This window comes from Kitasatospora sp. NPDC001095, assembly GCF_053598615.1.
The window spans coordinates 198,319-224,357 of the sequence record NZ_JBSFKQ010000004.1 but is presented as its reverse complement, the minus strand read 5'-3'; the positions used below and the strand labels follow the sequence as shown (position 1 = coordinate 224,357).

The window sequence follows — 26,039 nt, the reverse complement described above, 5'->3', positions numbered from 1 at the left end:
GACCAGAACTGAGACCGGGGCGTGTGTCTCTCTGGTCGTCTCAGGCCCTACTTGCCGTAGTGGTAACGGCATGCGATGACGCACAGGGTGTCGGCCTGCTCGTCAAGGATGTAGACCAGGCGGTGTTCCTGATCGATCCGGCGGGACCAGGCCCCGGCGAGCTCGTGCCGCAAGGGTTCGGGTTTGCCGATGCCCTCGTTGCCGTTTCGGCGGATGTCGTCGATCAGCAGGTTGATGCGCTTGAGAAGGCGGCGATCGTCGGCCTGCCAGGACAGGTAGTCGCTCCAGCCGCGCTCGGTGAACTGGACCTTCACGCGCTCTGCTCGGTGAGGTCTTCGGGGTCGATCAGTTCGCGGGCCACCGCACGGCCCTCCCGGTACTCCTGCAGGGAGCGGCGGAGGTGGTCGGCGTTGGCCGGGGAGCGCAGCAGGTAGTCGGTCTCGCGGAGCGAGGCGTACTCGGCCAGCGAGACGACGACCAGCGGCTCGTGGCCGGCGCGTGTGATGACGAGCTCTTCGGCGTCGCTCTCGACGGCATCGAGCGCGGCGGCGAGATTGCCGCGGAGCTCGGTGGCACTCATCGTCTTCATGTTGTACAGAATAACGTACATCGATTGAGCGGGCCAGAGAGTAAACGACGAAGGCCCGGGCCGCTGAGCGGTCCGGGCCTTCGATCAAGGCGGAGGATACGAGATTCGAACTCGTGAGGGGTTGCCCCCAACACGCTTTCCAAGCGTGCGCCCTAGGCCTCTAGGCGAATCCTCCGAGGGAGAGCTTAGTACATGTTTCGGGGTGCTCGCGACCACCTATCCCGCAGGCGGGAGGGTGGGGGTGGCCTGTGGATCGTCGGGCCGCGGATCCGGTAGTGTGGGGGTCAGCCCCTCGTGTGGCGTCATCTCTCTGAACCCCCCCAGGGCCGGAAGGCAGCAAGGGTAGGAGGGCTCTGGCGGGTGCACGGGGGGTCTTTGCGTTCCCGGAGCCCGGTGGGGGGTGAGGGGCGACGCGTTTGTCGGCCCGTCCCGATATCGTCGGTGGTGTGTCCCTAGCCCTGTACCGCCGCTACCGCCCCGAGACCTTCGCGGAGGTCATCGGGCAGGAGCACGTGACCGCCCCGCTCCAGCAGGCCCTGCGCAACAACAGGGTCAACCACGCGTACCTGTTCAGCGGGCCGCGCGGCTGTGGCAAGACGACGAGCGCGCGCATCCTGGCCCGTTGCCTCAACTGTGAGCAGGGGCCGACGCCGACGCCCTGCGGGGAGTGCCAGTCCTGCCGGGACCTCGCGACCGGCGGGCCAGGGTCGATCGACGTGATCGAGATCGACGCCGCCTCGCACGGTGGTGTGGACGACGCGCGCGAGCTGCGCGAGCGGGCGTTCTTCGCGCCGGTGCACAGCCGGTACAAGATCTTCATCCTGGACGAGGCGCACATGGTGACCTCGGCCGGTTTCAACGCGCTGCTGAAGGTGGTCGAGGAGCCGCCGGAGCACCTCAAGTTCATCTTCGCGACCACCGAGCCGGAGAAGGTGATCGGGACGATCCGGTCCCGGACGCACCACTACCCGTTCCGGCTGGTTCCGCCCGGCACGCTGCGCGACTACCTGGCGGAGGTGTGCGGCCGGGAGGGGATCCAGGTCGAGGACTCCGTGTTCCCGCTGGTGGTGCGGGCGGGCGCCGGGTCGGTGCGCGACTCGATGTCGGTCATGGACCAGCTGCTGGCCGGGGCTGCGGAGAGCGGCGTCACGTACCAGATGGCCACGGCGCTGCTCGGGTACACCGACTCCGCGCTGCTGGACGAGGTGGTGGACGCCTTCGCCGCGCACGACGGGGCGACGGTGTTCCAGGTGATCGACCGGGTGGTCGAGGGCGGGCACGACCCGCGCCGCTTCGTCACCGACCTGCTGGAGCGGCTGCGCGACCTGGTGATCCTGGCCACCGTGCCGGACGCCGGGGAGAAGGGGCTGATCGACGCCCCGGCCGACCGCGTCGCGGTGATGCAGGCGCAGGCGGACGCGTTCGGCGCGGCCGAGCTGAGCCGGGCCGCCGACCTCGTCAACACCGGGCTGACCGAGATGCGCGGCAACGCGGCGCCCCGGCTGCAGCTGGAGCTGATCTGCGCCCGGGTGATGCTGCCGGGCGCGTACAGCGACGAGCTGTCGCTGCAGGCGCGGCTGGACAAGCTGGAGCGGCGGGCCGCGGCGGGCGGGTTCGCCGCGCCGCTGGCGGCTCCGGTGGGCATGCCGACGGCGGCTCCGATGGCGGCCGCGCCGGTGGCCGAGGCTCTGGCGGCTCCCGCCCCGATGCCGGCCGCACAGCCCGTACCCGCTCCGCAGCCCGCACCGGCTCCGCAGCCCGCCGCGCCCGCCGGGCCGGCGCCGGGTGCCTGGCCGATCCCGCGTAGCTTCCCACCCGCCGGCGGTGCCCCCGTCGGCGGTGCCCCCGCGGCGCCGCCCGTGGCGCAGCCGCAGGCCGCCCCGGCCCAGGCGCCGGCTCCCGCTCCCGTGCCCGCTCCGGCCCCCGCCCCGGCGGCTCCGGGTGGGAAGCCTTCGGCCTCCGCGCAGCAGGGGGCCGCGCAGGTGCGGCAGCTGTGGCCGCAGATCCTGGAGGCGGTGAAGAACCGCCGGCGCTTCACCTGGATCCTGCTCAGCCAGAACGGCCAGGTGGCCGGGTTCGACGGCAGCGTGCTCCAGGTGTCCTTCATCAACGCCGGCGCCCGGGACAGCTTCGTCGGCAGCAACAGCGACGACGTGCTGCGTTCCGCGCTGGCCGACGCGCTGGGCGTGGACTGGCGGATCGAGTGCATCGTGGACCCGTCCGGCGGCGCCGGAGGCCCGGGTGGCGGTGCGCCGGGTGGCGGCGCCCAGAGTGGCGGTGGCTGGGGAGCCCCGGCCCGTCCGGCGGCCGCCGCGCCGTCGATGCCCGCCCCCGCGCCGACGCCCGTGCAGGCTCCGCCGGTCCAGGCCGCGCCGGCGCCCGTCCAGGTGCAGCCCGCGCAGCCCGCGCCGGTGCAGGCCCCGCCGCCCGCGGCGCCGGCCCGTCCGGTGCAGTCGGTGGCCCCGGAGGACGACATCCCGGAGGCGGACGACCCGGACCTCAAGGAGGACGTGTTCTCCGGCCAGGAGCTGATCATCCGCGAGCTGGGGGCGACGGTGCTGGAGGAGATCCACCACCAGGGCTCCTGAGCGGAGCCCTGAGCGGACCCTGAACCGGGCCCCTTTCCGGGGCCCGGAGCAGCGGGCAGCACGTAGGCTCGGCGGTGACGCACGAAGCACCGCAAGACAGCCGTGACAGCAAGGAGACAGCCGTGTTCCCCGGTGGTGGCCAGCCCAACATGCAGCAGCTGCTGAAGCAGGCGCAGAAGATGCAGCAGGATCTCGCGAAGGCCCAGCAGGAGCTGGCCGAGACGAAGGTGAACGGTACGGCGGGCGGCGGCCTGGTCGAGGCGACGGTGACCGGCGCCGGTGAGCTGGTGGCGCTGACCATCGCCCCGGCGGCCGTGGACCCGGAGGACACCGAGACCTTGGCCGACCTGGTCCTGGCGGCCGTACGGGACGCCAGCCAGACCGCGCAGAAGATGCAGGCCGAGCGCATGGGCCCGCTGACCCAGGGCCTGGGCGGCGGCATCCCCGGTCTGCCGTTCTAACCTCGGCTTCGAGTTCCAGAAGGTCTGAAGTTCAGACGACAGACCCATGTGATTTATGTGGGAGTCGGGCGTCGGGCGCTGTGTCCGACGCCCGATTCGTTGGATGATGGCACCGGAGCACCACCGGCCATCCGGTGCCATCGACGAGCCGGTGCGCCGACCAACCGGCACCACCGACCAACCGGTACCGCCGGACGACCGGCACCACCGACCATCCGAGGGAAGGCGCGACGTTGTACGAGGGCGTGGTTCAGGACCTGATCGACGAACTGGGCAGGCTGCCCGGCGTCGGGCCCAAGAGCGCCCAGCGGATCGCCTTCCACGTGTTGCAGGCCGACCCGACCGACGTGCGCCGGCTGGCGCACGCCCTGCTGGAGGTCAAGGACAAGGTCCGCTTCTGCGTGGTCTGCGGCAACGTCGCGGAGGCCGAGCAGTGCCGGGTCTGCCTGGACCCCCGCCGCGACCTCGCCGTCATCTGCGTGGTCGAGGAGCCCAAGGACGTCGTCGCCATCGAGCGCACCCGTGAGTTCCGCGGCCGCTACCACGTGCTGGGCGGCGCGATCAGCCCCATCGAGGGCGTCGGCCCGGACGACCTGCGCATCCGCGAGCTGCTGTCGCGGCTTGCGGACGGCACGGTCACCGAGCTGATCCTGGCCACCGACCCCAACCTGGAGGGGGAGGCGACCGCCACCTACCTGGCCCGGCTCTGCAAGCCGATGGGCCTGAAGGTGACCCGTCTGGCGAGCGGCCTGCCCGTCGGCGGGGATCTGGAGTACGCGGACGAGGTCACCCTCGGCCGCGCCTTCGAAGGGAGACGACTGCTCGATGTCTGACCGGACGATCAACCAGCAGCCCCACACCCCCCGCCAGCAGTCCCACGGGGAACCGGGGGCACACGCCCCGCACGCAGGGGCACACGCCCCGCACGCGGACGTCCACGCCCCGCACACCCACGGCCACGGTTCGGAGCCGGACGACTTCGCCGTGCAGATCGCCGACTCGGTGGAGAGCTTCGTGCTCGCCGTCACCGAGGTCGCCAAGGGCGACGAGCCCGGCAGCGCGGTCTCGCTGCTGCTCCTGGAGGTCTCGCAGCTGCTGCTGGCGGGCGGCCGACTGGGCGCGATCGAGGACGTCGTCCCGGAGGACCGCTTCGAGCCCGACGCGGGCCCCGAGCCGGACGGCGAGCAGCTGCGCGAGCGCCTCGCCGAGCTGCTCGCGCCGATCGACGTCTACCACGAGGTCTTCGACCCGTACGGTCCGCCGGAGAAGCCCAACGCCTTCCGGATCTCGGACGACCTGGCCGGCGTGGTCAGCGAGCTCCAGCACGGCCTGACCCACTACCGCGAGGGCCGGGTCAGCGAGGCGCTGTGGTGGTGGCAGTTCTCGTACCTCTCCAACTGGGGCACGACCTGTACGGCGGTGCTGCGGGCCCTGCAGTCGCTGATCGCCCACGTCCGGCTGGACAGCCCGATCGGCGCGGTGCCGGACGGCGCGGACACCGACGACGACGGGCTCACCGACGAGCAGCTGGAGCAGCAGGCGGGCGACCTGATGGCGGCCGAGCTCGGTCTGGGCCGCTAGGCAGCAGGTCGCAGCCGGTACAGGAACGTCTGCAGGCGGCCAGGCGGCCAGGCGGCCAGGCGGCCAGGCGGCCAGGCGATAGGCGACCGGCGGCAGGCGACCGGCGACCGGCGGAATTCAGCAATGGCGGGCCCGGATTGTGACGGATGCCTCAGCGCCCGGCCGGAAAAGAAAATCCGGCCGGATCGCCGCCCCCCGATCCGCCGATTCTTCGGAACCGCGCCGAATCGCCCGCAGACCTGACGGCGGAGCCACCCGCACGCCGCTCACGTGCTGAAACTACCGTCTCACCATATGGAAAGCGCCAGTCGGAGCACCCCTGCTCGGTAGACTGACGACGACCGCACCCCCCTCTTCCCAGGGGGGTACGGGGGCCCGTAGCCCCCGGAAAAGACTTCGAGTCGAGGAGCGCACGTGGGCCTTGTCGTGCAGAAGTACGGCGGCTCATCCGTTGCGGATGCCGAAGGCATCAAGCGCGTGGCCCGCCGAATCGTTGACGCCAAGAAGGCCGGCCATGAGGTCGTCGTCGTGGTGTCCGCGATGGGCGACACGACGGACGAGCTCATCGAACTCGCCGAGCAGGTGTCACCGCTGCCTGCCGGCCGTGAGTTCGACATGCTGCTGACCGCTGGAGAGCGCATCTCCATGGCGCTGCTGGCCATGGCGATCAAATCCCTGGGGCACGAGGCGCAGTCCTTCACGGGCAGCCAGGCCGGTGTCATCACCGACTCCGTCCACAACAAGGCGCGCATCATCGACGTGACGCCGGGCCGCATCCGCACCGCCCTGGACCAGGGCAACATCGCGATCGTGGCCGGTTTCCAGGGCGTCTCCCAGACCAGCAAGGACATCACCACGCTGGGCCGGGGCGGCTCGGACACCACCGCCGTGGCGCTCGCCGCCGCGCTCAAGGCCGAGGTCTGCGAGATCTACACCGACGTGGACGGCGTGTTCACCGCCGACCCGCGCGTGGTGAAGAAGGCCCGCAAGATCGACTGGATCGCCTACGAGGACATGCTGGAGCTGGCCTCGTCGGGCTCCAAGGTCCTGCTCGATCGGTGTGTCGAGTACGCCCGTCGCTACAACATCCCGATTCACGTACGCTCGTCCTTCTCGGGTCTTCCCGGGACGATCGTCAGCAATGACAACCCGAACCAGCCCGAAGGGGGCGAGATGGAGCAGGCCATCATCTCCGGAGTCGCCCACGACACCTCCGAGGCCAAGGTCACGGTCGTCGGCGTGCCCGACAAGCCGGGCGAGGCGGCGCGCATCTTCCGCGCCATCGCCGACGCCGAGGTCAACATCGACATGGTGGTGCAGAACGTCTCCGCCGCATCGACCGGCCTGACCGACATCTCCTTCACCCTGCCCAAGACCGAGGGCCAGAAGGCCATCGACGCACTGGGCCGGGTCAAGGAGGGCATCGGCTACGAGTCGCTGCGCTACGACGACGCGATCGGCAAGATCTCGCTGGTCGGCGCCGGCATGCGTTCCAACCCCGGGGTCACGGCGACCTTCTTCGAGGCGCTGTCCGCCGCGGGCGTCAACATCGAGCTGATCTCCACCTCGGAGATCCGCATCTCGGTGGTCACCCGCGCGGATGACGTCCCGGAGGCCGTCCGGGCCGTGCACAGCGCCTTCGGCCTGGACAGCGAGAGCGACGAGGCCGTCGTCTACGGCGGCACCGGGCGATGACCCGGGAGCGGAGCGGGAGCGCCGGGCGATGACCCGGGCACCGGGCCGGGACGCCGGGCGATGACCCGGCGTCCGAACCTCGCCGTCGTCGGCGCCACCGGCGCGGTCGGCGAGGTGCTGCTCGGGCTGCTCTCCCTCCGCCAGGACGTCTGGGGCGAGATCCGTCTCGTCGCCTCCCCGCGCTCGGCCGACCGTACGGCGGTGGTGCGCGGGGAGTCCGTCCGGGTCGTCCCGCTGGCCGAGGAGGCCTTCGAGGGGGTCGACGTGGCGGTGTTCGCCGTCCCCGACCAGGTCTCCGCCCAGTGGGCGCCGATCGCGGCGGCCAAGGGCGTCGTGGTGATCGACGACTCGGCCGTCTTCCGTACTGCCGAGGACGTGCCGCTGGTCGTCCCCGAGGTCAACGCGGCCGCGCTGCGGATCCGCCCGCGCGGGATCGTCGCCAGTCCGGCCGGCACCACCCTCGCGATGATCGCCGTACTCGGCGCGCTGCACGCCGAGTACGGGCTGGCGCAGCTGGTGGTCGCCTCCTACCAGGCCGCCGACGGCGAGGGCCGCGCCGGCGAGGCGGCGCTGCGCGCGCAGACCGCTCTGGTGGCGGGCGCCGAGGTCGGCCGGCAGACCGGTGACCTGCGCGCGCTGATCGCCGATCAGGGTCCGTTCGCCGCCCCGCTCGCGTTCAACGCGGTGCCCTGGACCGGCGGTCTGTGCGAGGGCGGCTGGTCCGCCGAGGAGATGGGCATCCGCGACGAGTCCCGCAAGGTCCTCGGCCTTCCCGCCCTGAAGGTCTCGGCGACCTGTGTCCACATCCCGGTCGTCCGCACCCACGCGCTGGCGGTGCACGCCCGGTTCGAACGGGAGGTCACCCAGGAGCATGCGCAGGACATCCTGCGGGACGCGCCCGGCGTGGTCCTCTACGACGACCCGGCGGCGGGCGAGTTCCCGACGCCGAACGACGTGGTCGGAACGGACCCGGTCTGGGTCGGGAGGGTCCGGCGGGCGCTGGACGAACCGGACGCGCTGGACCTCTTCCTGTGCGGGGACAATCTGCGCAAGGGCGCGGCGCTCAACCTGGTGCAGCTGGCCGAACTGGTGGCGGCGGAGCTGACGGCGGGCCAACCGACCGAGTAGGCATCGGGTTTCCCCACCTGTCTCCCCAGCTGTCCATACCTGTGTCCGCTCCTCGACACAATCTGTCCGGAATCCCGTGGGAATCCCCTGGAGCCCGCTTCCGCCGATGCGGAAGAATGGGCCCCGGGCCGGGCAACCATGACAGGGGATCGAGTGTCCAACGTGCGTGGCGAACGTGATGGTGGGGGCAAGGGCGGGCATCCCGGCGAGAGCCGCGGTGTCCTTCCCGTCGCGCGCCCCGTGGCCTGCGAGTAGGCCGGAAGAAGACCAGATGACGGCGGCCGCACCCGGTGCGGCGGACTCCGGCGCGGGTACCGACGCGGGTACCAGCGAGGACCTGCTCACCGCGACCTACCAGGCGCACTACCGCTCGCTGCTGCGGCTCGCCGCGCTGCTCCTCGACGACCTCTCGACCTGCGAGGACGTCGTCCAGGAGGCGTTCATCCGGGTGCACGCCGCCCGGCGCCGGGTGCGAGAGCCCGAGAAGACCCTGGCCTACCTCAGGCAGACGGTCGTCAACCTGTCCCGCTCCACGCTGCGCCGCCGCATCCTCGGGCTGCGACTGCTGCCGAAGCCCATGCCTGACATGGCCAGTGCAGAAGAAGGTGCCTACGATGCCCTGGAGCGCGACCAGTTGAAGGCCGCGCTACGTGGTCTGCAACGCCGTCAGCGGGAGGTTCTGGTGCTGCGTTACTTCGTGGACATGACGGAGGCGCAGGTCGCCGAGACCCTGGGCATCTCGCTCGGCTCGGTGAAGGCCTACGGCTCGCGTGGACTCGCCGCCCTCCGCGTCCAGATGGAGGCCGGACATGGCTGAGGCGGACGGCGCCTCCGGCCCGAACGGGCCTGACGCCTCCATCCCGAACGCGCCCGTCCCGAACGCGCCCGTCCCGAACGCGCCCGCCCCGAACGTGCCCGGCGCCGCGAACGCGCCCGCCCCGAACGCGCCCGGCGCCGCGAACGCGTCGTCGTCCGAGGCGGACTCCCTGACCCCGGAGCTGCCGGACCTCTCCACCGAGGAACGGGCGCTGCGCGAACTGCTGCACGGCGCCGTCTCCGGCATCCAGCCCGCGGCCGAGGCGCTGCCGCGGATCCGCCGGGCGGTGCCCCGCCGCCAGGCCGCCCGGCGCGGTGCCTGGACCGGGGTGGCCGCGCTCGCCTTCGTCGTCGCGATCGGCCTGCCCGTCCTGCACGAGGGGGAGCACCTCGGGCTCTCCGGCGGCCCCGGATCGGCGGACGCCAAGAGCCCGGCCGCCACCTCCTCCAGCGGCGTCACCGGAAGCGCCGGCGGCACTGGCGGGGCCTCGCACGGGGACCCGAGCGGCACCGGCGGGGTCACGTCGCCGTCCGGTTCGGCCACGGCCCCGCACACCCCCGGCGGCGGGCTGACGCACACCGACGGCGGCATCGCGCCCTCCGGCACCGGCGGCGCCGACGGCGGCGGCATCGTCCCGCTCTGCACCCGGAAGGACCTCGGCGAGGGCGTCTCGCAGGTCGGCGCGGCCGACGGCACCGGGCGGATCTACGGCTCCTTCACGGTCTACAACGTCTCCGGGCACAGCTGCCGGCTCGGTGGGCCGGGCTCGGTGGCGGTCACCGCCGTCAGCGGCGGCGACCGCGGCCGCGTCCACTCCGCCGACCACGCCCCGGGCGACCCGGCCGCCGACCTGCCCGCGATGGACGGGGAGCCGCCGGTGCTCGCGCCGCGGGCCGGGTACCGGGTGCCGTTCGCCTGGGTCCCCGAACGGACCTGCACCGGCTCCGGCTCCCTGACCACCCCGGCTTCGAACGGCGTCAACCAGGTGGCCCTGCGCTCGGACGTCCCGGCCGCCGTCGAGCCCGGCGCCCCGGGCTCCGTCACCAGCGACGCGCCCAGCGCCAACCCGCCGGCCTCCTCGTCCCCGTCGGCGGACCCCACCACGGCCCCCAGCCCGAGCGCCAGCCCGACCGGGAACCCGCCCACCACGGCGCCCACCGTGACCATCGCCCACACTCCCGCCCCCGGCAGCCCGGCGGTCGCCACGGCGATCCTGCCCGTGTCGTGCGGCGGCACCGTCTACCGCGGCGGCGTCCAGGGCCTGGGCGGCCCGGCGCCGCAGCCGTCGGGTTCACCGACGGCGGGGTGACCGCCCGGCGGTGACCGGCGGGGCCCGGCGTGCTCGGCGGGTCGTAGCGGGTCGGAGGCCGCCGGGTACGGGGCCCGGGGGGCGGGCCGGGTGTGAGGAGTGGATACCGTGGGGGTGTGTACCGGTTCCTCCTGACTCCGCGCTGGCTCGGCGGCACCGTCGTGGCCGTGGCGGCCGTGGCGGTCTGCCTGTTCCTGGGCTCCTGGCAGCTCGGCCGGTTCGAGGACCGGGTGTCCACGCACCAGGAGACCAAGCAGGCGATCACCGCTTCGAGTGATGCCCGGCCGCTCGACGCGCTGCTCAACCAGGCGACCCCGCAGGTGACCACCGAGACCGTCGGCAGGACCGTCACGGTGACCGGCAGCTACGACACCGAACACCAACTGCTCGTCCCCAACCGCGTGGTGGACGGCAAGCAGGGCTACTACGTGCTCACCCCGCTGCGCACCCCCGACGGACACGCCGTCGCCGTGGTGCGCGGCTGGGCGCCCGGAACCCCGGCCGCCGCCGGGCCGCCGCCGGGCGGAGAGGTGACGGTGACCGGGCGCCTGCAGGCCAACGAGGCCGTGGGCAGCAACGGCGCGGTGGCGGGCGGCCTGCCTGCCGGGCAGCTCGGCATGATCAACCGGGCGTCGCTGCTGAACGTGCTGGAGTACGACGGCTGGTACGACGGCTGGGTGGCCGCCGACGACGTGCCCGCCGGGCTGGCCTCCGTACCGAGCGTGCAGCCGCAGGGCGGGGACGGGCTCACCCTGCGCGCCTTCCAGAACCTGGGCTACACCCTGGAGTGGTTCGTCTTCGCGGGGTTCGTCGTCTTCATGTGGTTCCGCCTGGTGCGCCGCGAGGCGGAGGCGGAGCAGGACCGGGCCCTCGGACTGGACCCGGTCCTGGACTGACCGGCGGAGTCCCGCTCCGCCCCCGGCTCAGCGCTTGGTCGGCAGGGCCGGCGCCGGCGTCGGCTTGACCGCCGGCGGGGGCGGCGTCGGAGTGGGCGTCGGGATCGCCGGCTGGGTCGGGAGCAGCGACTGGGTCGGCGAGGACGAGCCGGTGGGCAGCGGCGTCGGGTCGCTGTGGCAGTGGCCGTTGCCGCTGCCGCCGTGGTCGTCGTCGGAGTCGTAGTGGTCGATGTGGTGGTGCACGGTGCGACCGCTCTTCGACCCCTTGGAGCCCTTCGAGCCCGAGGAACCCTTGGAGCCGCCGGACCCCTTCGATCCCTTGGCGAGTTCGACGGTGCCGTCCGGATCGGTCGGCTCGTACGCCGTCAGCAGCACGGATGTGCCCGCGGCTCCGCCGCCGACTGTGCTCCCCGTGCTCCCCGCGCCCGGTGCGCTCGCCTTGGTCGCGGTGGCGGGCGGTGCTGCGGGCGGTGCGGCGGGCGGTGTGGCAGTGGGTGCGGCGGGCGGTGTGGCGGCCGAGCTCGTGGGCACGACCGCCGAGGGGCTCGGCACCACCGGGCCCGCCGGGGGCGGGCAGGAGGCCTCGTTCTGCTGCGAGCCCGAGCAGCCGGTGAGCACCAGGGCCCCGGCGACCGCCGCCCCCGCGAGCATCAGCAGGCGTCTCACGCCTGCCCTCCGGCGCCGCTCGCGTCGGCCTCCGCCGGCGCCGCGCCCAGGTGCCGCCGGACGAAGTCGATCTCCAGCCGCAGCTGCTTGATCCGCTCCTCCACCACCAGAGACCCGTGCCCCGCGTCGAAGCGGTACACCTCGTGCGGCTTGCCGAGCCGCTCCAGCTGCTCGACGTAGTTGTCGATCTGCCGGATCGGGCAGCGCGGGTCGTTGACCCCGGCGCTGATGTACACCGGCACCCGCACCTGCTCGACGTAGGTCAGTGGCGAGGAGGCGGTGAAGCGCTCCGGGACCTCCTCCGGGGTGCCGCCGAAGAGCGTGCGGTCCAGCGACTTGAGCGCCTCCATCTCGTCGGCGTACGCCGTGTGGTAGTCCGCGACCGGCACGGCGGCCACGCCGAGGGCCCAGCTGTCGGGCTGGACGCCGAGGCCGAGCAGGGTCAGGTAGCCGCCCCAGCTGCCGCCGGTGAGCACCAGCCGGGCCGGGTCGGCGAGCCCGCTGTCGACGGCCCAGGCGCGGACCGCCGCGATGTCCTCCAGCTCGATCAGGCCGACCCGCTCGTGCAGCGCGTCCGTCCAGGCCTGGCCGTAGCCGGTCGAGCCGCGGTAGTTGACCCGGACCACCGCGAAGCCGTGATCCAGCCAGGCGGCCGGGCCGGCGGCGAAGGAGTCGCTGTCGTGGTGGGTCGGGCCGCCGTGGATCTCGAACACGGTCGGGTACGGGCCCTGCGCGGGCGTCGTCGGCCGCTGCACCAGGGCGTGCACCCGCCCGCCGGGGCCGTCCACCCAGACGTCCTCGACCGGCACCGAACCGGGCGGCACCGTGCCGGGCGCCCGCAGCACGACCGTCCCGGAGGTGGAGCGGACGGCGGAGGGCTCGGCGGCGGAGGACCACAGGTACTCGACGGTGCCGTCCGGGCGGGCGGTGGCGCCGCCGACGGTGCCGCGCGGGGTGTCCAGGCGGGTCAGCAGGCCGTCGGCGAGTCCGTACGAGAACAGCTCGCTGCGCGCCTCGTACTCGTGCTCCACCAGCAGTTCCTCGGCGCCGGGGCGCCACTGCGCGGAGACGTCGCCGGGCAGTTCGCGGCCCTGCTCGTCGCGCAGCGGGAGGGCGGTCTCGACGCCGGTGGCGACGTCCCAGATCATCGGCTCCCAGCGGCCGGTGCGCTGGTGGGCGACCAGCAGGCGGGTGTCGCCCTCGACCGGGGCGAAGCCCAGGCAGGCGACGCCGCGCGGCTCGTCCCGGCCGGTGACCTCGTCCAGCTCGGCGACGGTCTCGACGCCGCCTTCCCCGGTGATCCGGACGACCCGGATCGCGGAGTGCATCGCGTCGCCGTGCTCGGTGTGGTCGATGGCGAGCAGTGTGCTGTCGTGGCTGAGGTCGCCGACGCCGCCGTACTCCTCGTGCCGGTAGATCTCGACCGGCCCGGCGCTGCCGGGGCGGTACAGGTGCAGGGTGGTGCCGTCCTCGTCGGTGGAGCGGCCGACGACCACGGTGCCGTCGCGGCCGAGTGCCAGGCCGGCCGAGTAGGAGGCGGCGAGGCCGGGCACGGCCTCCTCGTCGGGACCGCCCGCGAACGGCTGGCGGCGCCAGACGCCGAACTCGTCGCCGTCGTGGTCGTCGAACCACCAGACCCAGTCGCCGTCGGGGGACAGCTCGGCGTCGGTGGTGCCGTTCGGACGGTCGGTGACCTGGCGGTGGGCGCCGGTGGCGCGGTCCCAGGCGTAGACCTCGTAGGTGCCGGTCGCGTTGGACACGTACAGCGCCCGGTCCGGGGCGTCCTCGGCCCAGTCGGGCAGCGACACCCGGGCCGCCCTGAACCTCTGCTCCCACGCCGGGACGGCGCTCTTCTCCTCGCTCATCCGACCATCCAACCCGATCGGGGGGAGGGAAGGGAACGGGCGGGTGGGCTTCGGCCCGCCCGCCCGGGGTGCCGGCGGGCGCGGTGAAGACCGGCCCGGCGCCGAGGGCATCCGGACCGCGGCCGAACCGGAGGTGCAGGGGGGACCAGGAAGAAGGAGCCCTGGCCGAGCCAGAAGGCGAGTTGGGCGAGCAGGCCGGCGCCGAAGGAGCGGCTGCGGAACAGCCGGGTGTCGACCAGCGGGGTGTCGGCGGTGGCGCCTTGACCGGTGGCGCTGGAGGTGGCGTTCGGGCTCTTGACGGGGGAGCCGGTGGCAGCGCGGCCGGTGACGGACCGGCGGGCGGCGGGGCGCAGCCGACCGGCTGCTGGTCGGCCTCGCCGGACTCGGACTGCTCGCCGAACTCGCCGCAGACCAGCCGCGGTTGTGCGTCCTGGGCGACATCCAGTGGCTGGGCTGGACCGGGCCTCACTGGACGCGCTGCTGCTGGCCGCCCGTCGGTTCCAGGCCGAGGGGGCGTCCTGCTGCTCGCCGCCCGCACCGGCGGGGTGTCCGCGTCCGGGGCCGGCGGCGCCCGCACCGAACTCTCCGCCACCGGCACCCCGGCCCTCAACCCCGGCCGACACCCCGCAGCGCCCCCTCACCCCCAGGGACTCCAGATCGCCCGCCTCGCCGCCCAGGGCCTCACCAACCGCGATATCCGCCGCCCGCTCTTCCTCAGCCCCCGTACGGTCGCCCACCACCTCTACGGGGCCTACCGGGAGCTCGACATCACCTCCCGCACCGGACTCACCACCGTCCTCCGACCGGACCCCGGCCACGACGCGGGTGAACCACGCGCGGGCCCGGATCGGCGGAACGCCACGGAAGGAAGTGCGCGGGGCACGGAAGGAGGAAGGTGCTCGGACGGATCCCCGTCGCCGGGTCGGCTGAGGCACGGTCACCCGGTGGGCCGGGCACAACGACAGAGGCCCTATCGGATCTCTCCGATAGGGCCTCTGCACTGGGTCGGGGTGGCGGGATTTGAACCCACGGCCTCTTCGTCCCGAATTACGGGCAGGGTGGTCGCTGAGGTCATCTGCGCACGTCAGAGGTGGTGCCAGGGGCGCCGATGGTCACTGCTGGACGGGGCGGTTGCTGTACTTTGCTGCTGTACAGCGGACGCGCGCCAGTGGCTCGTCAGCGGTCAGGCTTTTTCGGCAAGCCCCCGTGCCAGTGCTCCGTCGGCTCCTTCGCGTCGGCCGCTGGTCGGGCTGGAGTGTCACCAGGGGCGGTAGCCGTTCCGTTCCGGGTGTCTGCCTGGGGCGCACGGGTAGTGGTCGGTTGGGGGCCGGATTCGCTACCCGCGGGCCGGTCGGGTGCGCCGGTTTCACTGCTTCGGGCAGGCGGTCGCGGTTGCCGATGACGGTCGCATCGGTAGCGGGGTGAGGGGTGTGCAGACCGGGGTGGCGAGTCCGATGAGTTCCACCAGGCCTACGCCGCCGGTCGGGGGGAGGAGTGCCGACCAGTTGTTGGCCAGCCAGACGTTGCCGGACTGGTCGAGCTGCACTGCCGTGAGGTGCTGGATCGCTGCGTTGCGGAACCCCTGTGAGGGGGACAGGAACGTGCCGGTGGAGGTGCCGTTCGGGCAGGCGGCGGTGTTCTCGCCGCACAGCAGCCATACGGACGGGGCGCCGAAGCCGGCGACCCATACGCGGTCGGACCCGTCCACGGCCACGGACCAGGGGGCGACCGTGATCGGCAGCTTGTGCTCACCGGCGATGGTTCCATCGGGCCGGATCTCGGTGACGGTGTTGCTGAAGAAGTCGGGCACCCAGACGTTGTTCCTGGAATCGATGGCAAGTCCCAGGGGCCAGCTGAACGAGCTGCTCTTGACGGGCGAGAACGCGGTCGGTTTGAAGTCGGGGCCGATGACGGTGACGCCTCCACCGAACTCGACGTTGGAATCGGGCACGCGCGTTTCGTAGAGTTTGGCGCCGCTGAGGCGGGCGTTGGTGACCCAGGCCCGTCCCTGGCCGTCGATCTGGACGGCGAACGGGTGGTCGAGGCCGCCGCCGGTGATCGTGATCGCCTTCGAGGGGTCGCCGTGCGGGTAAACGATCACGCTGCCCTGGCCGGGCGCGCCTTTGATGCCATAGAAGTTGGCGATCCACACGTTGCCCTTCTGGTCGACGGCGACACCCTGCGGATGGTCGGGGCCGCCGTTCTTCCAGCCCGTGTCGGGCGACAGCGGGGTTCCGGAGGCCGAGTACTTCGAGATCGCGTCGCCCCCGTAGCTGCTCACCCACGCGGAGCCGTCATGGTCGATCGCGATACCCCAGGCCCCGGCCTTCATGCCGCCGCCGCTGATGGGACTCCCAAGGGTGGGGCGGCCGACCGGATCGAGCACGGTGACGTAGGGGCTCGGGTCCCTGGTGCCGGCCTGCCAGTTGTTGGTCGCCCAGGCGTTTCCCTTGGCGTCGAACGCGATGCGCCCGGGGGCGTAGAGGCCGGTGTCGGTGTAGCGCAGCGCCAGGATCCAGGAGGTGGGGGCCGCGGTGAGCGCGGGAGAGAAGGCGTTCGCCGTCTGCGCGAGGGCGTAGAGCTCGGCCGGGGAGAGTGTCGGGTTGTGGACGAGGTTGAGGGCCGCCTGCACCGTGTCGACCGGGGTGGTGCCACCGGGCGGTGTGGCGAGGCGGAGCACGTCCCCGCAGTGCGGGGCGTTCGGCGTCGCGCAGAGCGAGAGCAGATTGGCGAGCGTGCCAAGGGTGGCGAGTGTCTCGTTGTTGGTGCCGTTGTCCTGGTTCGTGACGACTCCGCCCGGCTTGCCGGTGGCCGGATCGGCGAGGTTGAACGATGTCGCCGCGGCGTTCTGCAGCCCGGGGCTCGGACCGGAGATGCCGTGCTGGTCGCTGAACTGGGCCAAGGCGTAGGTGGCGGCGACGGTGGTGAGTTCGTTGACCTTCACCGCGCTCAGGGCCCGCTGGGGGACGCCACCTCCGGCGCCGGTGCCGACGACGGAACGCAGCCGGAGCCCGGGAGTGTCCGCAGGCGCGGCCTCGACGTACAGCACTCCGTCTGTCGGCTGGGCGTAGGAGATGTTGAAGGAGCCGGTCGCGTCGGTTGTGGCGCGGCCCAGTGCCTCGGTTCCCTGGCGGGTTCCGACGAAGAGCGTCACCTGGGCCCCGTGTAGCGCGTTGCCCGCTCCTGCGACTGTTCCCGCCAGTGTGCTCGGGGTGGCGGCGGGAGCGTCTTGCGGGGCGCTGCAGGAGGTCAGAGCGGCGACGAGCGAGGCAGCCGCGGTGGCTGAGACGGCCGCGGTCCACCTTCGTGCACGGCGGGACGTGCCGAGTGCTGACCTGCGAGCGCGCATGATGGGGGTGGTCATCGTTGTAGGACCTTTCAAACAGAGCAGCCCGGCCGGGATGGACCATGGCCTTCACCCGGAGTTCGCCCGATCGGTGCCCAGGCCGCCAGACGTCAGCCGATCGGGATGTTCCTGCAGCCTTGTCGGGCAGCCGGAAGAGCGGCGAAGCGGATCGGGGCGATCATGCGCTCGCGTTCGGCTGCTTCTCGTCCGGTCCGGTTCCTGCTTGCGGCTTCCTCAGCGAGAACCAGCCCACCTTGGCGCCCAGCAGCCAGATCACGCCCAGATACAGGTCCGGGCCCACCTGGCGGATCTCATCGCGCACGCCGCGAGCGACGAGGGATGTTCTGGAGTAGTCGATGACGATGCACTCCTCGCCGTCCAGCCGACTCGGTCCCGGAGCGACCGTGGCGAGGACGGCGAGCGCGTCCAGTGCGGACAGCCGATTGCTCAGGTACCCGCCAGTGCGGTCGAAGACCTTTCCCCGCCACACGGCCAGGCGCACCAACGCGGCGATCGGTCGGGTCACGCCCGTGCCCGCGCCGATGATGGCGGTGCCCTCCATCGGGCCGTCGGGAATGTCACCGGGCGGGCTCGTACGGAAGAGTTCCCCCAGACGATCCTCGTCGGCCGTCAGCAACTCGGCCTCGGTGAGCGTCACGATCATCCTCCAGGTGGTTGCCTTGCCGGCTGCCTACCGCCTTCGCTCCGTCGTTCCTTGAGCAGGCCAGTGAGGTGTCCAACCCCTGGCGGTCCCGCAGCAGGACGGTGGCGTCGAGAGCCCGTCGGCGATCCAGCCAGGTCCGCTCCGCGGGTAGGGGCAACCGACGTGCGATCCGGCTGCCAGCCTTGGCCATGTGTCAACCATGGGCGCTTTGAGTCCGATCCACCTCCGCTGTTGAGCCGAACAGCTGACGGCCGCCGTGAGGAAGGTCGACCCAGCGGGCGTCCCGCAGTCGCTGCTGCGGGACGCCCGTGGGAGGCAGCCGACCTCCTGGTGCTGTGCGTTGGCATGGGAGGCCTTCGGCAGCAGGGCAGGGGAGGGCGTTCCCCAGTGAACTGCTGGGCGGAAGGCCAGATTCGTAGCCGGACTACGGGCCGTAATCCGGCTATGGATCAGATGATCTGGACGCCCGCGCGGGCGGCGAAGTCCCGGACGCCGGCACTTGTTGAGGCTTCCCTGGACGAGGCTCATCTGCGGGCTCAGGTCACCGTTGGTCGGTCCATGCGGCAGCTGGCAGGGTGGCGACCTCCTCGGGCGAGGCCGCGCCGGCCGTGGTGCCGACGGTCCGACCCAAGTAACCACTGGTGACCGCACCACCCCTGGCCACCGGCCCATAGGGCCGGCACACCTGAACAGCCGAACGCTTCACCGGCATCCACGCTCGACCCCAACGAGCGTGGATGCCGCCGTATCGGGGCCGCTCGCTGCGGACCACGCCTCGGCCCCGCCAGGTTGCGGTGCCCCTCCCCCCGTATCCGGAAACCCGGACCCAGCTCGCCAAGCGGGCCTGCCCCGTCAGGTAGGCGGCCCGACGCGGGCCGGCATCACCGCCGCCGGCTCCGCACGGCCGCAAGGGCACCTTGACCTCTACGACCAGCGCGAGTCGGTACCGACATCGGCCACCGCCAGCCCCGGCTGGTCGAGCCCGGTCAGGGCCAAGGCAGTGCTGGTCGACCCAGCGGTCTTCCAGGACGAGGACGCGGTCGGGGGCGCGGCGGGGCGAGCAGAGCGAGGCGACGGTCCAGGACTTCTGGCCGGAGCCGTTCGCTTTGCCCTCCACGCCCGCGCCGGCTTCTGAGTCATCGGCGCCCGTGAGCACATTGGCAAACACCACGGGGTCTGGCGCGACGTCATGCGCCTTGAGCGCCACAGCCCGGGTGTGACCTGAATCACGCCATGGTGTCGGCGAAGTACTTCGGCTCTGCCGGCACTTCCTTAGCATCCACTGCTGGCGGTCGGGGAGGGCCGGAGCGGTTGCTGTACTTTCGTGCTGGCAGATACGCCAGAGGCCCTATCGGATCTCTCCGATAGGGCCTCTGACCTGGGTCGGGGTGGCGGGATTTGAACCCACGGCCTCTTCGTCCCGAACGAAGCGCGCTACCAAGCTGCGCCACACCCCGGTCTTTCTGTTTGTCGCTCCGTCTCCTTCGCGACGAGTAGAACTCTACCGGACGCTCGCCTAGACACGAAATCCGGTTCCGGGCGGGCGTCCGGCGGGGGTCAGCGGGGGGCCGGGGTGAGGGTGAGGAGGGTGGCCTCGGGCGGGCAGGCGAAGCGGACGGGGGTGTAGCGGTTGGTGCCGCAGCCGGCCGAGACGTGGAGGTACGAGCGGTGGCCGCCGGCGGTGTGGGTGGAGAGGCCCTTGACCCGCCGGGTGTCGATGTCGCAGTTGGTGACCAGGGCGCCGTAGAAGGGGATGCAGAGCTGGCCGCCGTGGGTGTGCCCGGCGAGGATCAGCGGGTAGCGGTCGGCGGTGAAGGCGTCGAGGACGCGCAGGTAGGGCGCGTGGACGACGGCGAGGGAGAGGTCGGCGTCGGCGGAGGGGCCGCCGGCGACCTCGCTGTAGCGGTCGCGGCGGATGTGCGGGTCGTCGAGGCCGGTGAACTCCAGGTCGAGGCCGTTCACGGTGAGGCGGCCGCGGGTGTTGGTGAGGTCGAGCCAGCCGGCCCCGTCGAAGCCGTCGCGGAGCTTCTCCCACGGGTTGTGGACGGCGCCGGTGATGCCGCGGCGGGCGGTGCCGTCGGGGTTGTTCAGGCCGTGGGCGCCGCTGCGCATGGCCTGGAGGTAGCGGGCCGGGTTCTTGCGGGCCGGTCCGTAGTAGTCGTTGGAGCCGAAGACGTAGACGCCCGGGAACTCCATGAGCGGCCCGAGCGCGTCGAGGGTGGCCGGGACGCCGAGCGGGTCGGAGAGGTTGTCGCCGGTGTTGACCACCAGGTCGGGGCGCAGGCCGGCCAGGCTCTTCAGCCAGCGCTGCTTCTTGCCCTGCCCGCTCACCATGTGGATGTCGGACACCTGGAGGATCCGGATCGGCCGGGCGCCGCGCGGGAGGACGGGGACCTCGATCCGGCGGAGGCGGAAGGCCCGGACCTCGTACCCGACGGAGTAGGCGAGACAGGCGGCGCCGGTGACGGCGATGCCGAGGGGAACGGAGTGCAGCGGTCGCATCAGGCCATGCTCTCAGACGGTCGATCAGCCGGCGCACGCCCGGCGTCGGTGGTGAGAGCGGCGGCCGCCGGCCCACCGGCCGTGCCCGGAGCGGCATTCCGGGCACGGCCGGCACTCCTGGCGCGGCGGGTACGGAGGGGTACGGCGAGTACGGCGGGGTACGGCGGTGCGGGCCGGTCCTCAGGCCGGGATGGCGTTGACGTACTCGCGCATCATCCGGGGGACCCGGTACGCGTACTGGTGCCCGCGCTTGACCTGGACGACGGAGAAGTCGACCAGCTCGGCCAGGACGTCGAGGTTGCGGGCGGGCTCCCGGTCGCCGCCGTCCGGCTCCCGGCGGACGTCGTCGATGGAGAACTCCTCGGGGAACCGGGAGAGCCGTCTGAGCGCCCGGCGCTGCCGTTCGTCGAGCAGCCCGTACGCCCAGGCGAGGCTGCGGTGCAGCGAGCGGTGGTGGGAGAGCCCGCCGACCTCCTCCTGGCCGAGGATCGGCAGCACCCGGCACTCCTCCACCAGGACGTGCAGGGGCACCGAGCGCATCCGGACGGCCGCGTTCTCGATCGCGAGCGCCAGGCCGCCGAGGCGCCGGCAGAGCTCGACCACCTGCGGCATCTGGTCGCGCAGGTCGAGGGTGGGGGCGACCGAGTGCACCCGGCGGCAGAACAGTTCGGCGGCGGGCGGGCAGCCGTAGGGGCCGTCCGGATGGTCGACCGGCAGGGGTGAGACCTCCCACAGGTCGGCGGGGACCCCGGCGGGCGCCCGCAGCGAGGTGATCATGATGTGGAGCGCAGGGTGGCGCGCCAGCAGCGCCCTGACCTGCCGGGCCACCGTGTCGATGACGTGCTCGGCGTTGTCGATGACCAGCAGCAGCTGCGGCTCGGGCGTGGTCCGCGGATCGCGGTCGAAGCTCCGGAAGAGCGTGTCGAGCGCGCGCTGGGCCTGCGCCGCGGCGGCGGCCGGGTCGACGCCCTCGGGGGTCACCGAGCCGAGTTCCAGGACCACGACGCCGTCCCGGAAGCGGTCCAACAGGTGGGCGGCCGAGTCCAGCGCCAGCCGGGTCTTGCCGACCCCGGCGGGGCCGGTGAGCACCAGCGGCCGGCCCGGGCGCAGGGCGGTCACGACGTGCAGCAGGTCGGCCCGGCGGCCGACGGTGATGTCCGTCTTGGGGCGCAGGCCCCGCCAGCGCGCGTTGTCCGGGAGTTCGGCGACGTGGGTCGGCCATCCGGCCTCCGGCCGGGCGGACAGCAGCTCCGCCGGAGCGCCCGCCTGGACGGCCCGGGAGAGCACGGTGTCGTTCCGGTCGGTCGCCGCGGAGAACAGCGCGCCCACCAGGAGTTCCACGGAACTGCGCCGCGGATTCTTGATGGCGCCGGTTTCCAGGTTACGGATGGTGCGGACACTGACGGTGGAGTGCTCGGCTAATTGCTCCTGGCTCCATCCGATCATCTTCCGTTGGGTTACCAGCATCGAGCGAAGCTGATTGTTGTCCATTCCCCCGCGCTTCCTGCCGTCGTGAGCAGAATAAAAGTCAGAACTCGATGCGCCGTTTTTGTCGGCGCCGATCACTCCGAAAAACGATCACTGCCGGCCAGGCGGTCGGACAGCCGGGCGGAGCGCAGGCGTGAACGCTCGTGTCGGCCTGGGCCGCAAGGCGCCCGGACACAAGGTGTCAGGGTCGAACGGTGCTCGGGCAGCAGTGTGTCAGTGCTGTGGAATAATGAATCGGGGACGTGGTGACGGTTTGTCGCAGCTGTTCGTGGCGGCCTTCGGCGGTGATTCGGCGTTGATTCGACGGTGAGTCGATCGCCGCCATCGGGCTACTCGAGCGACGCGCGAACGAGTGTACTACGCGGACTTTTTTCGGCGAAGTGGTCACAACGTTCGATTTGCCCCTTTGTGACCGGCAACTTCGCGCCGCCCGCGGCAGTTTTCGGCATTGCGGCCGAAATTGTACGAGCATTATCGGCCATCTTGGCCGAATCCATTCGTCCGCTCCCGGTCCCGGACGTCGATTGTTCACGGATTCGACCGCCGCGCGTTCCCGCCCCGGATCGTCGCCCGCTTCCGAGCGGAACCGCCTGCGACCCGTGCGCTGTCGGGCGACGGCCGGCCGGGACCGTCGGGGATACTCGTTCAACTGCGGAAATCCCGGTGGATGCCCAGCGGAAACCTGGTTGAGCCCACCCACGGCCGAAGGATAAGAAGAGGAAATGACAACGCTCAAGGAGCAGCTGCAAGCGGACCTCACGGCTGCCATCAGGGAACGGGACGAGCTTCGCGCGTCCACCATCCGGCTCACCCTGACCGCCGTCACCAGCGAGGAGGTGGCGGGCGAGCAGAAGCGCGAGCTGTCCGACGACGACGTGCTGAAGGTGATCGCTCGCGAGGCGAAGAAGCGCCGGGAGGCGGCCGAGGCCTTCGACACCGCCGGCCGGACGGACCAGGCGGCCCGCGAGCGGTCCGAGCGCGAGGTGCTGGCGGCCTACCTGCCCAAGCAGCTCTCCGACGAGGAGCTGGCCGCGATCGTCGCGGCCGCCGTGGCCACCGTGGCCGAGGGCGGCACGAGCGGCCCGCAGGCGATGGGCGCCGTCATGAAGCTGGTGAAGCCCAAGGTCGACGGCCTGGCCGAGGGCGGCCGGGTCGCCGCCGCGGTGAAGGCCGCCCTGGCCTGAACCGGCGCGCCCGGCCGCTCCCGCGAGCGCGCCCCGCGAGCACGCCCCGGGAACATGCCGAAGGGGCGCCCTCCGCGCTGGAGGGCGCCCCTTCGGCATGTTCCGGAGGGCCGGTCACCCGGCCGCCGGGTCAGCCGTTCCCGTTCCCGTTGCCGCCGCCGTGCCGGCCGCCGTTCCCGCCCCCGGGGAGGGGCGGCAAGGTGAACCCGCCCGGGAAGCCGCCCGGCAGCCCGCCGGGCTGGCCACCGGCCTGGCCGGGGTTCCCGCCCTGCTGCGGCGGCGGGGGGTTGCCGCCGGGCTGCGGGGCGTTCGGGTCGGCGGCCGGCGGGGTGGCGCCGGCCGCGGGGGCGCCCGGCGCGGGAGCGGCCGGCTGCGGGTCCGGGATGCTGGCGGTCTGGATCGGCTCCAGCGGGGTGCCCTTGAGCGCCTGGTTCATCGCCATCGCCCAGATCGGGCCGGGGCCGTCGGCGCCGAACACCTCGGTGAAGGGCTTGCCGCCGATGGTGATGTTCTTCATCTTGACGCCGCCGGCCGGGCCGCCGAGCCAGACCGCGGTGGCCAGCGACGGGGTGTAGCCGCTGAACCAGGCGGCCTTCTTCTCGTCGGTGGTACCGGTCTTGCCGGCGATCTTGCGGCCGTCGTCCATGGTCAGGGCGGCCGCGGTGCCCTTCTCGGTCACGTTCAGCAGGACGGCGTTGAGCGAGTCGGCGGTCTGCTCGGAGAAGGCCTGGCTGCACTGGGACTGCGGGACCGGGATGTCCTTGCCGTCCACCGTGGTGATCTTGTTGATCGCGACCGGGGTGCAGTACTTGCCGCGGGCGGCGAAGGTCGCGTAGACGTTCGCCATGGTCAGCGGCGAGAGCTCCAGGGTGCCGAGGACCATCGAGGGCACCTCCTGGAAGGCGTCGCCCTTGGCGGACTGGGTGATGCCCAGCTTGTTGGCCATCTGCTTCATCGCGCAGAGGCCGACCTGCTGCTCCATCTGCACGAAGTAGGTGTTGACCGAGCGGGCCATCGCCTCCTTCAGCTGGTACGGCCCGACCTCGCTGTCCTGCTCGTTCTTCACCGTCTCCTTGGGCTTGACGGTGTTCTTCCAGGTGCCCGAGCAGGTGGACATCTGCGGGTACTCGATCTTGTTCTCGGACGGGAACGACTGGGTGTTCGACATGCCAGACTCCAGCGCGGCCGCGGCCAGGATCGGCTTGAAGGTCGAACCGGTCTGGAACCCGTTGCCGCCGCCCATCGCGGCGTCCACGTTGAGGTTGACGACGGTCTGGTTCTTGTTGGAGTCCAGGCCGTACGGGCGGGTCTGGGCCATCGCGAGGATCTTGCCGGTGCCCGGCTCCATCATGGTCGCGGCGGCCGACACCGTGTCGGTCACGTAGACCTTCTTGGTGACGGCGTTCTGGGCGGCGGCCTGCTTGTCCGGGTCCAGCGTGGTGTAGATGTTCAGGCCGCCGGTGTTCCACACCTTCTTGCGCTCGTCGGCGCTCTTGCCGAAGGCCGGGTCCTGCTTGACCACGTGGCGGACGTAGTCGCAGAAGAAGCCCATGCCGGCCTGGGCGGTGATGCAGCCGTTCTGCGGGTCCTTGTACTTCAGGCCCAGCGGGGCGGCCTTCGCCTCCTTCGCCTGGTCGGCGGTGATGTGCTTGTTCTCCAGCATCTTGTCGATCACGACGTTGCGGCGCTTGACCGTGTTCTCGGGGTAGCGCACCGGGTCGTAGGACGACGGGTTCTGCACCATGCCGGCCAGGGTGGCGGCCTCGGCGATGGTCAGGTCCTTGTTGCTCTTGCTGAAGTAGCGCTGGGAGGCGGCCTCGACCCCGTAGGCCTGGTGGCCGTAGAAGGTGATGTTGAGGTAGTTGGTGAGGATCTGGTCCTTGGACAGGTCCTCCTCCAGCTTGATGGCGACCTTGAGCTCCTGGATCTTGCGGCCCAGGGTCTTGCGCTGGGCCTCCAGGACGGCCGCCTGGTCGTCGCCTGCCTTCTCCACGTTGACGTTCTTCACGTACTGCTGGGTCAGCGTCGAAGCGCCCTGCGCGGTGGTGCCGCTCTCCGCGTTCTTGCTGATCGCGCGGAGCACGCCCTTGAGGTCGACGGCGCCGTGCTCGTAGAAGCGGGCGTCCTCGATGTCCACCTGGGCGTGCCGCATGAACGGCGACATCTGGTCGGCGGTGATGACGGTGCGGTCGCGCTCGTAGACCTTGGCGATCAGGCCGCCCTTGGCGTCGAAGATCTGGGTCGCCTGGGTCAGCGGCGGCGTCTTGAAGTCGTCGGAGATGTTGGAGAAGCTCTCCGCCGTGTCCTTGGCGGTCAGCCCGATGGCGCCGACCGCGGGCAGGGCGAGGCCTGCCAGCAGGACTCCGGAGAGCACGCTGACGCCCAGGAACTTGACGCCGTTGCCGACGTGCTCCATCGGGGATCCGTCGGCCTTGCCGCGCGGAGCTCCGGTGTTGCCTGGGGGCTGGGATGCCTGAGGGCGCTTCGGTGCCATGAGGAGAACCCTACGTTGCGGATTCCCGCACACCGGGGCAGGTGTTCGCCTAGGCTTGTCACAAGCTTGCGACAGCTTCGGTGCGTCAACATCATTCACTCTTGTGGGCGAGGAGAGTTGCCCGGATTGCCCGCCGATGGCCGGGTTCTGAGGCGACTGTGACCTGTTGTGCCCGTGTGGCCGGTCGCTCTCCGTGACGATTCCTGTGACGAGCGTGGGGGCGCCGCTCTTGGCAAGGTGTGCGACCTGCGATCACTCCAACGAGTGAGCTGATCGCCACCCATAGTCCGATTGGGTCATTCGAGATTGAGCCCGAAGGGGCTGTTGCAAGCTGTCGTTCTTCCGTAACGTCCTCAACTGGCAACGGTGAATATGCCGTTGCCGCCGTGGGGGAGCCTCGAATACGGGAGAGGACGGCGCCGGCATGGGCTGGGTTGACGACTGGAGTGCGCAGGCCGCCTGTCGCACGAGTGATCCGGACGAATTGTTCGTCCAGGGGGCGGCACAGAACCGCGCGAAGGCGGTGTGCAGCGGCTGCCCCGTCCGGACGGAGTGCCTCGCGGACGCCCTGGACAACCGGGTGGAGTTCGGGGTGTGGGGCGGGATGACGGAGCGGGAGCGCCGGGCGCTGCTGCGCCGCCGCCCGACCGTCATCTCATGGCGGAAGCTGCTGGAGACGGCGCGCACCGAGTACGAGGAGTCCCTCGCGACCGGGGTGATACTGACGGACTACGCCCAGGCGGGCTGAGCCCGGCCGCACCGCGCG

The 26,039-nt window shown here is 71.8% G+C and carries 21 protein-coding genes, 2 tRNA genes and 1 other RNA gene; 13 read left to right on the top strand and 11 right to left on the bottom strand.

The window, feature by feature from the left end:
* Nucleotides 1–47 precede the first annotated feature (47 nt).
* From ACWDBB_RS06415 to ACWDBB_RS06405, 3 genes are all read right to left on the bottom strand, one after another.
* Entirely contained in the window at nucleotides 48–314 is a 267-nt protein-coding gene (locus ACWDBB_RS06415) for a Txe/YoeB family addiction module toxin (RefSeq protein ID WP_355201987.1), read from the bottom strand.
* Complete coding sequence (locus ACWDBB_RS06410) at nucleotides 311–589, bottom strand: type II toxin-antitoxin system Phd/YefM family antitoxin (protein WP_355201984.1); 279 nt, start codon at nucleotides 587–589, stop codon at nucleotides 311–313. Before ACWDBB_RS06410 ends, ACWDBB_RS06415 begins: the two co-directional genes overlap by 4 nt.
* Before the next feature lie 90 nt (nucleotides 590–679).
* Nucleotides 680–764, bottom strand: a tRNA-Ser gene (locus tag ACWDBB_RS06405).
* Between the two features lie 108 nt (nucleotides 765–872).
* Between ACWDBB_RS06405 and ffs the strand changes: the two genes are divergently transcribed.
* From ffs to ACWDBB_RS06355, 10 genes are all read left to right on the top strand, one after another.
* Nucleotides 873–969: signal recognition particle sRNA small type (gene ffs / locus ACWDBB_RS06400), an RNA gene on the top strand.
* Nucleotides 970–1,035: 66 nt separating this feature from the next.
* Nucleotides 1,036–3,177 (top strand): DNA polymerase III subunit gamma and tau, encoded by a 2,142-nt coding sequence (locus ACWDBB_RS06395; protein WP_449788474.1) that lies wholly within the window; start codon nucleotides 1,036–1,038, stop codon nucleotides 3,175–3,177.
* Between the two features lie 122 nt (nucleotides 3,178–3,299).
* A complete protein-coding gene (locus ACWDBB_RS06390) occupies nucleotides 3,300–3,638 on the top strand; it encodes a YbaB/EbfC family nucleoid-associated protein (RefSeq protein ID WP_449788473.1) in 339 nt (112 codons plus the stop codon).
* Nucleotides 3,639–3,871: 233 nt separating this feature from the next.
* Nucleotides 3,872–4,471 (top strand): recombination mediator RecR, encoded by a 600-nt coding sequence (gene recR / locus ACWDBB_RS06385; protein ID WP_350575393.1) that lies wholly within the window; start codon nucleotides 3,872–3,874, stop codon nucleotides 4,469–4,471.
* Nucleotides 4,464–5,219 (top strand): DUF5063 domain-containing protein, encoded by a 756-nt coding sequence (locus tag ACWDBB_RS06380; RefSeq protein WP_449788472.1) that lies wholly within the window; start codon nucleotides 4,464–4,466, stop codon nucleotides 5,217–5,219. Before recR ends, ACWDBB_RS06380 begins: the two co-directional genes overlap by 8 nt.
* A gap of 414 nt (nucleotides 5,220–5,633) precedes the next feature.
* Nucleotides 5,634–6,914: an aspartate kinase gene (locus ACWDBB_RS06375; protein ID WP_316522622.1), complete on the top strand. Its 1,281-nt coding sequence runs from the start codon at nucleotides 5,634–5,636 to the stop codon at nucleotides 6,912–6,914.
* Between the two features lie 60 nt (nucleotides 6,915–6,974).
* Nucleotides 6,975–8,042, top strand: a complete 1,068-nt coding sequence (locus tag ACWDBB_RS06370; RefSeq protein WP_449788471.1) for an aspartate-semialdehyde dehydrogenase — start codon at nucleotides 6,975–6,977, stop codon at nucleotides 8,040–8,042.
* A 271-nt stretch (nucleotides 8,043–8,313) separates the two neighbouring features.
* The gene (locus tag ACWDBB_RS06365; RefSeq protein WP_392868345.1) at nucleotides 8,314–8,859 is read left to right on the top strand and encodes a SigE family RNA polymerase sigma factor; all 546 of its coding nucleotides are present in this window, start codon (nucleotides 8,314–8,316) and stop codon (nucleotides 8,857–8,859) included.
* On the top strand, nucleotides 8,852–10,168 hold the full coding sequence (locus tag ACWDBB_RS06360) for a hypothetical protein (RefSeq protein WP_449788470.1): 1,317 nt from the start codon (nucleotides 8,852–8,854) through the stop codon (nucleotides 10,166–10,168). The genes ACWDBB_RS06365 and ACWDBB_RS06360 overlap by 8 nt, the downstream gene beginning before the upstream one ends.
* Before the next feature lie 116 nt (nucleotides 10,169–10,284).
* Complete coding sequence (locus tag ACWDBB_RS06355) at nucleotides 10,285–11,064, top strand: SURF1 family protein (protein ID WP_449788469.1); 780 nt, start codon at nucleotides 10,285–10,287, stop codon at nucleotides 11,062–11,064.
* 27 nt (nucleotides 11,065–11,091) lie between these two features.
* Here the strand turns inward: ACWDBB_RS06355 and ACWDBB_RS06350 are convergent, their stop codons facing one another.
* Nucleotides 11,092–11,730 (bottom strand): hypothetical protein, encoded by a 639-nt coding sequence (locus ACWDBB_RS06350; protein WP_449788468.1) that lies wholly within the window; start codon nucleotides 11,728–11,730, stop codon nucleotides 11,092–11,094.
* The gene (locus ACWDBB_RS06345; protein WP_449788467.1) at nucleotides 11,727–13,595 is read right to left on the bottom strand and encodes a S9 family peptidase; all 1,869 of its coding nucleotides are present in this window, start codon (nucleotides 13,593–13,595) and stop codon (nucleotides 11,727–11,729) included. Before ACWDBB_RS06345 ends, ACWDBB_RS06350 begins: the two co-directional genes overlap by 4 nt.
* A gap of 68 nt (nucleotides 13,596–13,663) precedes the next feature.
* Between ACWDBB_RS06345 and ACWDBB_RS06340 the strand changes: the two genes are divergently transcribed.
* Nucleotides 13,664–14,869: a response regulator transcription factor gene (locus ACWDBB_RS06340; protein ID WP_449788466.1), complete on the top strand. Its 1,206-nt coding sequence runs from the start codon at nucleotides 13,664–13,666 to the stop codon at nucleotides 14,867–14,869.
* A gap of 92 nt (nucleotides 14,870–14,961) precedes the next feature.
* On the opposite strand, the gene ACWDBB_RS06335 is transcribed toward ACWDBB_RS06340, so the two are convergent.
* From ACWDBB_RS06335 to ACWDBB_RS06315, 5 genes are all read right to left on the bottom strand, one after another.
* Entirely contained in the window at nucleotides 14,962–16,959 is a 1,998-nt protein-coding gene (locus ACWDBB_RS06335) for an NHL repeat-containing protein (RefSeq protein ID WP_449788465.1), read from the bottom strand.
* Nucleotides 16,960–17,119: 160 nt separating this feature from the next.
* The gene (locus ACWDBB_RS06330; RefSeq protein WP_449788464.1) at nucleotides 17,120–17,599 is read right to left on the bottom strand and encodes a hypothetical protein; all 480 of its coding nucleotides are present in this window, start codon (nucleotides 17,597–17,599) and stop codon (nucleotides 17,120–17,122) included.
* A 1,389-nt stretch (nucleotides 17,600–18,988) separates the two neighbouring features.
* A tRNA-Pro gene (locus tag ACWDBB_RS06325) sits at nucleotides 18,989–19,062 on the bottom strand.
* 100 nt (nucleotides 19,063–19,162) lie between these two features.
* The gene (locus ACWDBB_RS06320) at nucleotides 19,163–20,107 is read right to left on the bottom strand and encodes a metallophosphoesterase (protein ID WP_392914264.1); all 945 of its coding nucleotides are present in this window, start codon (nucleotides 20,105–20,107) and stop codon (nucleotides 19,163–19,165) included.
* Nucleotides 20,108–20,287: 180 nt separating this feature from the next.
* Nucleotides 20,288–21,598 carry a helix-turn-helix domain-containing protein gene (locus ACWDBB_RS06315; protein ID WP_449788463.1) on the bottom strand — a complete coding sequence of 437 codons (1,311 nt, stop codon included), beginning with the start codon at nucleotides 21,596–21,598 and terminating at the stop codon, nucleotides 20,288–20,290.
* Nucleotides 21,599–22,317: 719 nt separating this feature from the next.
* On the opposite strand from ACWDBB_RS06315, the gene ACWDBB_RS06310 reads away from it, so the two are divergent.
* Nucleotides 22,318–22,779, top strand: a complete 462-nt coding sequence (locus tag ACWDBB_RS06310; protein WP_449788462.1) for a GatB/YqeY domain-containing protein — start codon at nucleotides 22,318–22,320, stop codon at nucleotides 22,777–22,779.
* Nucleotides 22,780–22,909: 130 nt separating this feature from the next.
* Here ACWDBB_RS06310 and ACWDBB_RS06305 read toward each other — a convergent pair whose 3' ends face one another.
* Nucleotides 22,910–25,273, bottom strand: coding sequence for a transglycosylase domain-containing protein (locus ACWDBB_RS06305; protein WP_449788461.1), 2,364 nt, complete (start codon nucleotides 25,271–25,273; stop codon nucleotides 22,910–22,912).
* Nucleotides 25,274–25,697: 424 nt separating this feature from the next.
* Between ACWDBB_RS06305 and ACWDBB_RS06300 the strand changes: the two genes are divergently transcribed.
* The gene (locus ACWDBB_RS06300) at nucleotides 25,698–26,021 is read left to right on the top strand and encodes a WhiB family transcriptional regulator (RefSeq protein WP_195911063.1); all 324 of its coding nucleotides are present in this window, start codon (nucleotides 25,698–25,700) and stop codon (nucleotides 26,019–26,021) included.
* Nucleotides 26,022–26,039: the final 18 nt, after the last annotated feature.

What these genes read in the sequence shown, in the direction of transcription:
- ACWDBB_RS06410 (WP_355201984.1), bottom strand. Translation starts at nt 589, where the DNA reads ATGAAGACGATGAGTGCCACCGAGCTCCGCGGCAATCTCGCCGCCGCG.
- ACWDBB_RS06380 (WP_449788472.1), top strand. Translation starts at nt 4,464, where the DNA reads ATGTCTGACCGGACGATCAACCAGCAGCCCCACACCCCCCGCCAGCAG.
- ACWDBB_RS06370 (WP_449788471.1), top strand. Translation starts at nt 6,975, where the DNA reads ATGACCCGGCGTCCGAACCTCGCCGTCGTCGGCGCCACCGGCGCGGTC.
- ACWDBB_RS06365 (WP_392868345.1), top strand. Translation starts at nt 8,314, where the DNA reads ATGACGGCGGCCGCACCCGGTGCGGCGGACTCCGGCGCGGGTACCGAC.
- ACWDBB_RS06360 (WP_449788470.1), top strand. Translation starts at nt 8,852, where the DNA reads ATGGCTGAGGCGGACGGCGCCTCCGGCCCGAACGGGCCTGACGCCTCC.
- ACWDBB_RS06345 (WP_449788467.1), bottom strand. Translation starts at nt 13,595, where the DNA reads ATGAGCGAGGAGAAGAGCGCCGTCCCGGCGTGGGAGCAGAGGTTCAGG.
- ACWDBB_RS06335 (WP_449788465.1), bottom strand. Translation starts at nt 16,959, where the DNA reads ATGACCACCCCCATCATGCGCGCTCGCAGGTCAGCACTCGGCACGTCC.
- ACWDBB_RS06320 (WP_392914264.1), bottom strand. Translation starts at nt 20,107, where the DNA reads ATGCGACCGCTGCACTCCGTTCCCCTCGGCATCGCCGTCACCGGCGCC.
- ACWDBB_RS06315 (WP_449788463.1), bottom strand. Translation starts at nt 21,598, where the DNA reads ATGGACAACAATCAGCTTCGCTCGATGCTGGTAACCCAACGGAAGATG.
- ACWDBB_RS06310 (WP_449788462.1), top strand. Translation starts at nt 22,318, where the DNA reads ATGACAACGCTCAAGGAGCAGCTGCAAGCGGACCTCACGGCTGCCATC.
- ACWDBB_RS06305 (WP_449788461.1), bottom strand. Translation starts at nt 25,273, where the DNA reads ATGGCACCGAAGCGCCCTCAGGCATCCCAGCCCCCAGGCAACACCGGA.
- ACWDBB_RS06300 (WP_195911063.1), top strand. Translation starts at nt 25,698, where the DNA reads ATGGGCTGGGTTGACGACTGGAGTGCGCAGGCCGCCTGTCGCACGAGT.